At 66.7% G+C, this 10617-nt stretch carries 11 protein-coding genes; 6 read left to right on the top strand and 5 right to left on the bottom strand.

Features of this window, described 5'->3' with window-relative positions:
• On the bottom strand, window positions 1-427 hold a 427-nt coding region (locus CGX12_RS10435; protein WP_176442044.1), incomplete at its 3' end, for an enoyl-CoA hydratase-related protein.
• Window positions 427-570, bottom strand: coding sequence for a hypothetical protein (locus CGX12_RS20390; RefSeq protein ID WP_368073553.1), 144 nt, complete (start codon window positions 568-570; stop codon window positions 427-429). The genes CGX12_RS20390 and CGX12_RS10435, both read right to left, overlap by 1 nt.
• Window positions 571-775: 205 nt before the next feature.
• On the opposite strand from CGX12_RS20390, the gene CGX12_RS10425 reads away from it, so the two are divergent.
• The 6 genes from CGX12_RS10425 (at window position 776) to CGX12_RS10400 (ending at window position 7211) form a co-directional block, all read left to right on the top strand.
• A complete protein-coding gene (locus CGX12_RS10425) occupies window positions 776-2278 on the top strand; it encodes a 3-hydroxyacyl-CoA dehydrogenase (RefSeq protein WP_094039818.1) in 1503 nt (500 codons plus the stop codon).
• Window positions 2271-2717, top strand: a complete 447-nt coding sequence (gene paaI, locus CGX12_RS10420) for a hydroxyphenylacetyl-CoA thioesterase PaaI (protein ID WP_094039817.1) — start codon at window positions 2271-2273, stop codon at window positions 2715-2717. Before CGX12_RS10425 ends, paaI begins: the two co-directional genes overlap by 8 nt.
• Complete coding sequence (pcaF, locus tag CGX12_RS10415; RefSeq protein WP_094039816.1) at window positions 2710-3918, top strand: 3-oxoadipyl-CoA thiolase; 1209 nt, start codon at window positions 2710-2712, stop codon at window positions 3916-3918. The genes paaI and pcaF overlap by 8 nt, the downstream gene beginning before the upstream one ends.
• A gap of 24 nt (window positions 3919-3942) precedes the next feature.
• Window positions 3943-5238: a phenylacetate--CoA ligase PaaK gene (gene paaK / locus CGX12_RS10410; protein WP_094039815.1), complete on the top strand. Its 1296-nt coding sequence runs from the start codon at window positions 3943-3945 to the stop codon at window positions 5236-5238.
• Between the two features lie 137 nt (window positions 5239-5375).
• Entirely contained in the window at window positions 5376-6302 is a 927-nt protein-coding gene (gene paaX, locus CGX12_RS10405; RefSeq protein WP_094039814.1) for a phenylacetic acid degradation operon negative regulatory protein PaaX, read from the top strand.
• 312 nt (window positions 6303-6614) lie between these two features.
• On the top strand, window positions 6615-7211 hold the full coding sequence (locus tag CGX12_RS10400; RefSeq protein ID WP_094039813.1) for a phenylacetic acid degradation protein PaaY: 597 nt from the start codon (window positions 6615-6617) through the stop codon (window positions 7209-7211).
• 358 nt (window positions 7212-7569) lie between these two features.
• Here the strand turns inward: CGX12_RS10400 and CGX12_RS10395 are convergent, their stop codons facing one another.
• From CGX12_RS10395 to CGX12_RS10385, 3 genes are read right to left on the bottom strand one after another with little or no spacing between them, the layout of a single operon-like run.
• Entirely contained in the window at window positions 7570-8859 is a 1290-nt protein-coding gene (locus CGX12_RS10395; RefSeq protein ID WP_198401736.1) for a TRAP transporter large permease, read from the bottom strand.
• 8 nt (window positions 8860-8867) lie between these two features.
• Entirely contained in the window at window positions 8868-9407 is a 540-nt protein-coding gene (locus tag CGX12_RS10390; RefSeq protein WP_157772268.1) for a TRAP transporter small permease, read from the bottom strand.
• Between the two features lie 5 nt (window positions 9408-9412).
• A complete protein-coding gene (locus CGX12_RS10385; RefSeq protein ID WP_176442043.1) occupies window positions 9413-10444 on the bottom strand; it encodes a TRAP transporter substrate-binding protein in 1032 nt (343 codons plus the stop codon).
• Between the last annotated feature and the right edge of the window lie 173 nt (window positions 10445-10617).

Genomic DNA, 10617 nt, shown 5'->3' with positions numbered 1-10617 from the left:
CCAGGCCCAGCCGGCAAAACGCCTGGATAAAGGAGGCGCCGCGCGCCGCCAGCACGATGTCGCAGGCCAGGGCGATGTTGGCGCCGGCGCCGGCGGCCACCCCGTTCACCGCACACACCACCGGCTTGGGCAGGCTGGTCAGGCGGCGGATCAGCGGGTTGTAGTAACGCTCGATGGACAGGCCCAGATCCGGCGCCTCGCCGCCCGGGGACACGGCCCGATCGCCCAGATCCTGGCCGGCGCAAAAGCCCCGGCCACGGCCGGTGAGCAGGATGGCGCGTACCTCGGCGTCCTGCTCCCAGGCTTTCAGCGCCTCGGCCACCTCCTGGTGCATGCGCTCGTTGAAGCTGTTGAGCTGGGCCGGACGGTTGAGCACGAGCACGCCCACGGCGCCTTCCCTGTAACATTCGATATGCTGGTATTCCATTATTTCCCCCGGTAGTGCGGTGCGCGTTTTTCCAGAAAGGCGTTGATGCCTTCGTTGCGATCTTGGGTGGCGGCCAGCCAGACAAAGGCCTGGCGCTCCTGGCGCAGGCCCTGGCTCAGGCTGGTTTCCTGGCAGGCCCGCACGGCGGCCTTGGCGGCCCGCACCGCCAGCCTACCTATGGCCTGGGGCTGATCAAGAAGGCCATCCACCAGGCGGAGAGCAACAGCCTGGAGCAGCAACTGGAGCTGGAGCGGGATCTGCAGCGCCTGGCCGGCCGCAGCCAGGACTACCGGGAAGGGGTGGACGCTTTTCTCAACAAGCGGTCGCCGGACTTCAAGGGGTGCTGAGATGAGCCGCAACGCAATTCAACGAGTGGCGGTGATCGGCGCCGGCACCATGGGCCTGGGCATCGCCCAGGTGGCGGCCCAGGCCGGGCACCGGGTGCAACTGTACGATGTCGACCCGGCCCGCACCCGCACCGCCCTGGCGGAGCTGGCCGAACGGCTGGCCCAGCGGGTGGCCCGGGGCAAGCTCGCCGAGGATGACAAGACCGCCCTGCTGGCGCGGCTGACGCCTGCCGAACGCCTGGCCGAGCTGGCCGGTGCGGAGCTGGTGATAGAGGCGGTGGTCGAGCGGCTGGAGGTCAAGCAGCAGCTGTTCCGGGAGCTGGAGGCCATCTGCGGCGAGCAGACGATGTTTGCCTCCAACACCTCCTCCATTTCCATCACCGCCATCGGCGCCGCCCTGGCGCGGCCCGAGCGGCTGGCCGGGCTGCATTTCTTCAACCCGGCACCGGTGATGAAGCTGGTGGAGGTGATCTCCGGCCTGGCCACGGCGGCACCGGTACGCGACACCTTGCTCGCCCTGGCCCGGGACTGGGGCAAGGTGGCGGTCCATGCCAGCTCCACCCCCGGTTTTATCGTCAACCGCATCGCCCGGCCCTATTACGGCGAAACCCTGCGTGCCCTGCAGGAAGGGGTGGCGGAGCCCGGGGTGCTGGACGCCCTGATGCGCGGTGGCGGCGGCTTTCCCATGGGAGCCTGCGAGCTGACCGACCTGATTGGCCAGGACGTGAACTTTGCGGTGAGCGCCAGCGTCTACCGGGCCTTCTTCGACGAGCCCCGCTACCGGCCCTCGCTGGTGCAGCAGGCGCTGGTGGAGGCCGGCCGCCTGGGGCGCAAGTCCGGCCAGGGCTTCTACCGCTATCAGGGCGGCCAGCCGGAGGTGCCGGCCCTGCCCAGCCCCGTTGGTCGGGCGCCGGAGCGGGTGGTGGCGCGCGGCGATTGGTCCGGGCTCAGGGGCGTCGAGGCCCTGCTGGCCCGTTATCCGGGCATCATTGAGCGCGAAAACGGCGCGCCCGCCCTGTTGATCGACGGGGTCTGCGTCGAGCTGACCAACGGCCAGAGCGCCGCCCTGCGCCACCCGGGCCGGGCCGCCATGGCCCTGGACTGGGCCGAGGACTACGAGCAGGCCCCCTGCCTGGCCCTGGGGGTGTCGGCCTGCTGCACGCCGGAGCAGGTGGCCGCCGTGGCCGGCTTTTTCCAGGCCCTGGGCAAGCAGGTGCTGCTGCTCTCGGATCACCCGGGCCTGCTGGTGCTGCGCACCCTGGCCACCCTGGTCAACGAGGCCGCCGAGGCCTGTTTGCACGGGGTGGCCAGCCCGGAAGACATCGACCTGGCCATGCGTTATGGCGTGAATTACCCCAAGGGGCCGGTGGCCTGGGGGGCGGAAATCGGCTACCGCCGGCTGCTGGCCCTGCTTGAACAACTGCACGCCCTGTACGGCGAGGACAAATACCGCCCGTCGCTCACCCTGCGGCACTGGGCGGCCATGGAGGAAGCCCATGACTGAACGGATGGAAGAGGATCTGGCCCGGCGCTGCGCTGAGGCCATGTTTGCCAACGATGCCTGCAGCCAGCACCTGGGCCTGGAACTCGAGAGCGTGGCGGCCGGCGCTGCCGTGATGACCATGCGGGTGCAGCCGTGGATGCTCAACGGCCACGGTAGCATCCAGGGCGGCATATTGTTCACCTTCGCCGACGCGGCCTTCGCCTTCGCCTGCAACGGCTACAACCGGGTGACCATAGGGCAGGGTTGCAGCATCGATTACCTCAAGCCTGCCTTCGCCGGCGAGTTTTTGCGGGCCCGGGCCGAGGAGCGGCACCGGGGCGGGCGCACCGGCACCTACGACGTGCAGCTGGAAAATGAGGCGGGGGAGGTGCTGGCGCTGTTCCGGGGCCGCTCCTACCAGGTAAAGGGAACCATTTTAAAGGAAGAACACCATGACTGATGCCTATCTGTGCGACATGGCGCGTACCCCGGTGGGCCGCTACGGCGGCGCCCTGAGCGGGGTGCGGGCCGACGATCTGGCCGCCATCCCCCTGCGCCGGCTGATGGAAAACCATCCCCAGCTGCCCTGGGAGCGGGTGGACGAGGTGATACTGGGCTGCGCCAACCAGGCCGGCGAGGACAACCGCAACGTGGCGCGCATGGCGGCCCTGCTGGCGGGGCTGCCCGTCACGGTGCCGGGCACCACCGTCAACCGGCTGTGCGGCTCCGGGCTGGACGCCCTCGGCTTCGGCGCCCGCAGCATCAAGGCCGGCGAGGCCCATCTGGTGCTGGCCGGCGGGGTCGAGTCCATGTCCCGGGCGCCCTTCGTGATGGGCAAGGCCGAGAGCGCCTTTTCCCGCCAGGCGGAGCTCTTCGACACCACCATCGGCTGGCGCTTTATCAATCCGCTGATGAAAAGCCAGTACGGCAGCGACTCCATGCCGGAAACCGCCGAAAATGTGGCCGAACGCTATGGCATCAGCCGTCACGATCAGGATACATTTGCGCTACAAAGCCAGCGGCGCACCGAGCGGGCCCGTCAGAGCGGCATGCTGGCCCGGGGCATGGTGCCGGTGCTGGTGCCGGGGCGCCGGGGCCAGGTCACCGAGGTGAGCGCCGACGAGCATCCCAGGCCCGAGACCACAATGGCGGATCTTTCCCGGCTGCCGACCCCTTTCCGGGCGAACGGCACCGTTACCGCCGGCAACGCCTCGGGGGTGAACGACGGCGCCGCCTGCGCCCTGCTGGCCAGTGGCCAGGCGGTGCGCCAGTACGGCCTGGTGCCCCAGGCCCGCATCCTGGCCATGGCCAGCGCCGGGGTGGAGCCCCGCTACATGGGCATAGGGCCGGTGCCGGCGGTGCGCGCCGTGCTGGAAAAGGCCGGTCTTAATCTTGAGCAGATGGACGTGATCGAACTGAACGAGGCCTTCGCCGCCCAGGCCCTGGCGGTGCTGCGCGAACTGGGGCTGCCGGACGATGCCGCGCACGTCAACCCCAACGGCGGCGCCATCGCCCTCGGCCATCCGCTCGGCATGAGCGGGGTGCGCCTGGTGATGGCGGCGGTGAATGAACTGAAACGCACCGGCGGTCGTTACGGCCTGTGCACCATGTGCGTGGGCGTGGGTCAGGGCGTTGCCCTGATCGTCGAGAACCTCGCGTAACCAGCCAAAGGGAGGAGGCTACCAATGAGCAAACTGGACCATATCGAAACCGCATCCGTCGACGAACTGCGTTCGCTGCAACTGGCGCGGCTGCAAAAGACCCTGCACCACGCCTATGAGAACGTGCCCATGTACCGGCGCAAGTTCGACGAGGCCGGGGTGCATCCCTCCGACTGCAAGACCCTGGAGGATTTGAACAAGTTTCCCTTTACCACCAAGCAGGATCTGCGCGACAACTATCCCTTCGGCCTGTTCGCGGTGCCGATGGAGAAGATAGTGCGGCTGCACGCCTCGTCCGGCACCACCGGCAAGCCGACGGTGGTGGGCTATACCCAGCACGACATCGACGTCTGGGCCGACGTGGTGGCCCGCTCCCTGCGTGCCGCCGGCCTCAGCGCCCGGGACAAGATCCATGTGGCCTACGGCTATGGCCTGTTCACCGGCGGCATGGGCGCCCACTACGGCGCCGAGCGCCTGGGCGCCACCGTCATCCCCATGTCCGGCGGCCAGACCGAGAAGCAGGCCCAGCTGATCCAGGACTTCCAGCCCGACGCCATCATGGTCACGCCTTCCTACTGCCTCAACATCATCGACGAGCTGGAAAAGCAGATGGGCGGCAGCGCCAGCGCCTGCTCGCTGCGGGTGGGGGTGTTCGGCGCCGAGCCCTGGACCAACGGTATGAGAGCCGAAATCGAGCAGCGCCTCGGCATCGACGCCCTCGACATCTACGGCCTGTCGGAGGTGATGGGGCCGGGCGTGGCCATGGAGTGCCTGGAGTCCAAGGACGGCCCCACTATCTGGGAAGATCACTTCTACCCGGAGATCATCAACTCGGAAAACGGCGCCGTGCTGTCCGACGGCGAGCTGGGCGAGCTGGTGTTCACCACCATCACCAAGGAAGGGCTGCCGGTGATCCGCTACCGCACCCGGGATCTGACCCGCTTGCTGCCCGGCAGCGCCCGCACCATGCGCCGCATGGACAAGATCACCGGCCGCAGCGACGACATGCTGATCATCCGCGGGGTGAACGTGTTCCCGTCCCAGGTGGAGGAGCAGATCCTCAAGTTCCCGCAACTGACCCCCCACTACCAGCTGGAGGTGAGCCGCCACGGCCACCTGGACTCGCTGATGGTCAAGGTTGAGCTGCGTCACGACTGCGCCAGCGCCGATCTGCATTCGCTCGGCCACCAGCTCAGGCACCGCATCAAGGCGATGATCGGCATCTCCACCCAGATAGACATAGTGGGCGAGGGCCAGTTGCCCCGTTCCGAGGGCAAGGCGGCCCGGGTGCTGGACCTGCGCAAAAGCGCCTGCGCCTGAGCGCCGGACCTGATACACAAAAGTGGCGGTAATGCCACTTTTGTGCTTGATGTCCGCCATTTAAACGGGGTGTAATGGGCTCATCCCGGCCGTTGGCCGCCTTTTCACACCTTGACTCATACCCCAGATTGGACACCATGGATTCCCGACTCAGCCACTTTATCCAGCAGGCCCTCGACTACGAAACCGTGAGCGGCACCTCGCTCATCATGACCATCTTCGGCGACAGCCTCGCCCATCGCGGCGGCGGCATCAGCCTGGCCAGCCTGATCGAGCTGGTGGCCGGCTTCGGCTTCGGCGAGCGCTTTGTGCGCACCTCCGTCTTTCGCCTGGCCAAGCACGACTGGCTCAGCTCGGAGCGTATCGGCCGGCTCAGCTTCTACCGGGTGACCGACAGCAGCGTCCACCGCTTCCGCCAGGCCGAGGCCCGCATCTACGGCATCGGTCAACGGGACTGGGACGGCCAGTGGGATCTGGTGCTGCTGAGCTCGGTGGAGCTGGAGGCCAAGGCCCAGCTGCGCAAGGAGCTGGAATGGCTGGGCTGCGCCGGCATCGCCCCCAACCTGATGGCCTACCCGGGGCTGGACCAGGGCAAGCTGCGCCAGTTGCTGCTGGATCTGGACATGGCCGAGCAGGTGGTGGTGTTCAGGGCCCAGACGCCGGACTTGTCGCTGGGGGTGGCGCCGCCCCTGCCGCGGATGGTGAGCGTCAACTGGCCGCTGGAGGACATCAGCCAGCGTTATCACGAGTTTCTGGCGTTGTATCGGCCCTTGCTGCCGCTGCTGGAAGACGGCGCCGGGCTGGATCCGGCCCAGGCCTTCCAGCTGCGCACCCTGCTTATCTACCACTACCGGCGGGTGCTGCTGAAGGATCCCAACCTGCCCATTGGCCTGCTGCCGGCGGGCTGGCCCGGCGCCGCCGCCCAGACCCTGTGCGCCAACATCTACAACCTGCTCTACCGGGCGGCGGACGAACACCTCTGGGCCACCGGCCGCACCGCCGAAGGCCCGCTGCCGCCGGCCGGCCCCGCCTTTTACCGCCGCTTCGGCGGTTTGAGGCAATAGCCGGAGCCGTCGGTGGAGCGCAGGCGGCCCGCCTGCTTTCGCGCGTAGCGCGAACCCTAGGATGGGCCTGCCACACCGTGGGTGGGAGGTCCATTGAAATGGACCCTACAGCACACCCGGCGGATCCTGTAGATCGACGGGCCGGCTTGTAGGGTCGACTTCAGTCGACCAGCAACGGCGTCGCCGATGCTGGGCTGGTCCGTTGAAACGGACCCTACGGCGGGGCTTGTAGGGTCGAATTTATTCGACCGAACACCGTCGGCCGATTGAAACCGGCCCTGCACCGGCTACCCATGCCAAAGGAGACTATCGATGAACTGCTATGAAATAGACGGCCTGGTGCCGGTGGTGGAAGAGGGCGCCTATGTGCACCCCACCGCCGTGCTGATCGGCGACGTCATCGTGGAGCGGGGCGCCTACATCGGCCCCCTGGCCTCGCTGCGGGGCGACTTCGGCCGCATCCAGGTGCAGCAGCACGCCAATGTGCAGGACAACTGCGTGATGCACGGCTTTCCCGACGCCGATACCTTGGTGCGCCCCTGGGGCCATGTGGGCCACGGTGCCATCCTCCACGGCTGCGTGGTGGGGGAGAATGCCCTGGTGGGCATGAACGCCGTGGTGATGGACGGGGCCGAGGTGGGCGAAAACAGCATAGTGGCGGCCCACGCCTTCGTGAAGGCCGAGATGCGGATCCCGGCCAATGTGCTGGTGGCCGGCACCCCGGCCCGGGTGATGCGCGAGCTGCGCCCGGAGGAGATCGAATGGAAGCGCCAGGGCACCCAGACCTACATCGACCTGGTTGGGCGCTGCCTGCTCAGCCTGCGCCCGGCCACCCCGCTCAAGACGGTGGAGCCGGATCGCCCCCGTCTGTTCCAGCACGCCGACTACCTGCCCAAATACAAGGCCTGAACGGCCTCCTTCCTGCCGGCCCCGTCCAGTGGCGGGGCCTTGTTGTCTCTCTGTCTGGGGCGCGGGTCTTGTCCCCGAATGGGGGCGGCCCCCGCATGGGGGGGCACCCAAGCCAAAGGTTCCCATATTGGGGCGCGGGCGGCCCGCCCGCATGGGTGCACGCCTGTGGTTAAGGCATGGCTTGCCAGGCTGCAGGTTCCCGCTGCGCGGGAATGCAGGCGAGCCGCCTGCGCTCCAGGTTAGGAATGCAGGCGAGCCGCCTGCGCTCCGGGGTTGGTGCCCGCCGTTAAGGCCAAGGAATGGCGCTCCAAAAAATGCCGGCGGGTGCCGGCATTGAAACAGGGAACGACAGTAACACTCAGCGATACAGCAGGTTCGGCAGCCAGAGGGTGAGGGCCGGCAGCAGGATCAGCAGCCCCAGGCGGATGACGTCGGCGCACCAGAAGGGGATGACGCCCCTGAATACGGTGCTGCTGTTCACGTCCTTCAGCATGCCGCTCAGCACGAAGACGTTCATGCCCACCGGCGGGGTGATCAGGCTGATCTCGGTGGCCACCACCACTATGATGCCGAACCAGATGGGGTCCAGTCCCAGGCTGTGGATCACCGGGAAGAACACCGGTACCGTCAGCAGCATCATCGACATGCTTTCGAACACGGCGCCCAGCACCAGGTAGATGGCGATGATCATCAGCAGCACCGTCATGGGCGAGACCGAGAACTGGGTGATCATCTCCACCAGGTGCTCCGGCAGGCCGGCGCGGTTGATGAAGTTGGAGAAGATGAGGGCACCGATCACCACGCAGAACAGCATGGCCGAGGTGCGCACCGTTTCGGTTAGCACCTCCAGCAGATCCTTCATGCTCAGGCTGCGGCGCTTGAGGGCGATGCCCAGGGCCCCGGCGGCACCGATGCCGGCGGCTTCGGTAGGGGTGAAGATGCCGAGGTAGATGCCGCCCATCACCAGGGTGAACAGGCTGAGAATGCCGCCCACGCCCTTGAAAGCCTGCCATTTCTCGGCCCGGCTCATGGCGTCGCCGGGCGGGCCGGCCTTGGGATTGCGCCACACCACGTAACGCACGGCGCCCAGGTAGAGCAGTATGCCGAGCAGGCCGGGCACGAAGCCGGCGGCGAACAGATCGCGGATGCTCTGCTCGGTGAGCACGCCGTAGATGATCAGCGCCACGCTGGGCGGAATAAGGATGCCCAGGGTGCCGCCAGCGGCGATGGCGGCGGTGGCCAGGCTGTCGGCGTAGCCGTATTTGCGCATGGGCGGAATGGCTACCCGCGACATGGTGGCGGCGGTGGCCAGGCTGGAGCCGCAGATGGCCGAGAAGCCGCCGCAGGCGGTGATGGCGGCCATGGCCATGCCGCCCTTGCGGTGGCCGACCAGGGCGTGGGAGGCCTGGAACAGCTCACCGGACAGGCCGGAGCGGCTGACCAGGTTGCCCATCAGGATGAACAGAGGGATCACGCTCAGGCTGTAGTCCTGGGCGGTGTCCAGCAGGCGGCGGGCGCTGATGGACAGGGCGGCGGCGAAGTTGAAGTCCATCAGGGCGGCGAAGCCGACCACGCCGACCCCCGCCATGGCGAAGGCGATGGGAATACGCAGGAAGATGAGTACCAGCAGTATTCCGAATCCGATCATTGATTCCATCATAGGGCGGCCGCCTCCTGCTGCGGTGCTTGTTGTTGCCAGGCCTGGTCGGCCTTTTCCCCCAGCAGGGCCAGCACCAGGAAGGTGAAGGCGGTCAGCCAGAGGCTGGCGGCGATCAGGTACATGGCCCAGGCGCTGGGAATGGACAGGTATTCGGTGACCGAGTTGAAGCGGGCGGCCCGCTCGGCCAGCTTCCATACCGTCGTCGCCAGGTAGGCGGCGCCGACGGCCATAAAGGCGTGGCACAGCCGGTCCCGCAGCCGGCGCAGCCAGGGCGGCAGCAGGTGCTCGGTCAGGTCCACCGCCACGTGTTCCCGGTGCCAGGTGATGGTGGGCAGTACCAGGAAGATGGCGGCGGCGAGCATGATCTCGATAAGCTCGGAGGCGCCGATCAGGGGCTGGTTGAACAGGTAGCGTCCGGCCACGTCATAGGCGGTGAGCGCCATCATCAGCAGCAGCATCAGGGCGGCCAGCAGGTTGAGCAGCCGCTTGAGGGCGGCCGCGCTGCCACACCAGAGCCGGGCTGAGGTGTGAGTCATGGTCTTCATCCCTGGTTCCCGTCGAGTTGAGCCTGGTATTCACGGGCGATGCGGCGGAATTCGGCCAGGGCCTGCGCCGCGTCGACCTTGCGATCGGCCACGTCGTCCAGCCAGCCGTGCTCGATGCCGCGGGTCAGCTCGGTGAACAGCTGCACATCCTGCTCGCTGGCCTGGATGATGGTGTTGCCGAATTCGAGGGCGTCCTGTTCCGCCTCCTGGTCGCCCTGCACCCAGGCACGGGCGGCCATGGCCGACAGCTTTTCGCCGGACACGGCCATGATGGCCTCCCTGTCCTGCTCCGACAGCCGGTCGAGGAAGTCGTGGCCGATAAAGATGCCGAAGCTGCCCAGGTACATGCCGTGGGGCATTTTCAGGGTGTAGGGGGCCACTTCCTTGAAGCGCATGGTGCGCTTGGTGTTCATGGGGTTGAACACGCCGTCCACTACGCCCTGGGTCAGCATTTCGTAGACCTTGGTGGTGGGGGCGGCCACGCCGATGATGCCGAGCTGCTCGCCGATGCTGTTCTGTACGCCGCCGCCGACCCGGATCTTCTTGTTGCTGAGTTCGCTCAGGCTGTTGATGGGCTGGCGCATGTGTATCTCGCCCGGGCCGTGGGTGAACAGGCCGGCCACCACCACGTCGCCGTGCTCGTTGGCCTTGGCCAGGTACTGCTGGTGGACCCGCCAGTGGGCCACGGAAGCGGCCTCGGCGCCGGCGCCCAGGTTGGGCAGTTCGGCGATGGTGGTCAGCTTGAAGCGGCCGGGAAAGTAACCATGATACGTCCATGAGGCATCAACGGCGCCATCCTGAACCAGGTCAATCATGCTCTGGGGTTGGCCCAGATCGTGTTCCAGCTTGATTTTGACCCTTCCTTCGGTGGCTTCCTCGATCCACTGGCCCCAGGTAGGCAGCACCACCGTATTCATCTCGCTGGTGGGCGACAACCAGGTGGCGATGCGCATGGTGGTTTCGGTGGCGGTGGCCTGGCCATGCCAGAGCCCGGCGGCAGCGAACAGAGATATCCATATTCCTTTCATAACACTCCCCTTTTTGCGAATGGAACATTGCCATAACAAACATGATACACATTACACTAGTTTATTTTTAAAAGTGAAGTGTTTGTTTGAGTTGTTGTTAACTTTTGCGTAACAGTCGGTAAAAGCAGGGGAAGGGCGCATAAAAAAGGTGCCGGCCGAGGCCGACACCGAAA

It is taken from the genome of Zobellella denitrificans (assembly GCF_002237365.1).
Lineage (GTDB): Bacteria > Pseudomonadota > Gammaproteobacteria > Enterobacterales > Aeromonadaceae > Oceanimonas > Oceanimonas denitrificans.
The sequence above is the reverse complement of the archived record's forward strand: the minus strand, read 5'-3'. Positions and strand labels throughout refer to the sequence as shown.

Coding starts and splice junctions, on each gene's coding strand:
- CGX12_RS10385 (WP_176442043.1), bottom strand. CDS start 10,444: ATGAAAGGAATATGGATATCTCTGTTCGCTGCCGCCGGGCTCTGGCAT.
- CGX12_RS10400 (WP_094039813.1), top strand. CDS start 6,615: ATGAACTGCTATGAAATAGACGGCCTGGTGCCGGTGGTGGAAGAGGGC.
- CGX12_RS10395 (WP_198401736.1), bottom strand. CDS start 8,859: ATGATCGGATTCGGAATACTGCTGGTACTCATCTTCCTGCGTATTCCC.
- paaI (WP_094039817.1), top strand. CDS start 2,271: ATGACTGAACGGATGGAAGAGGATCTGGCCCGGCGCTGCGCTGAGGCC.
- CGX12_RS10390 (WP_157772268.1), bottom strand. CDS start 9,407: ATGACTCACACCTCAGCCCGGCTCTGGTGTGGCAGCGCGGCCGCCCTC.
- pcaF (WP_094039816.1), top strand. CDS start 2,710: ATGACTGATGCCTATCTGTGCGACATGGCGCGTACCCCGGTGGGCCGC.
- paaX (WP_094039814.1), top strand. CDS start 5,376: ATGGATTCCCGACTCAGCCACTTTATCCAGCAGGCCCTCGACTACGAA.
- CGX12_RS10425 (WP_094039818.1), top strand. CDS start 776: ATGAGCCGCAACGCAATTCAACGAGTGGCGGTGATCGGCGCCGGCACC.
- paaK (WP_094039815.1), top strand. CDS start 3,943: ATGAGCAAACTGGACCATATCGAAACCGCATCCGTCGACGAACTGCGT.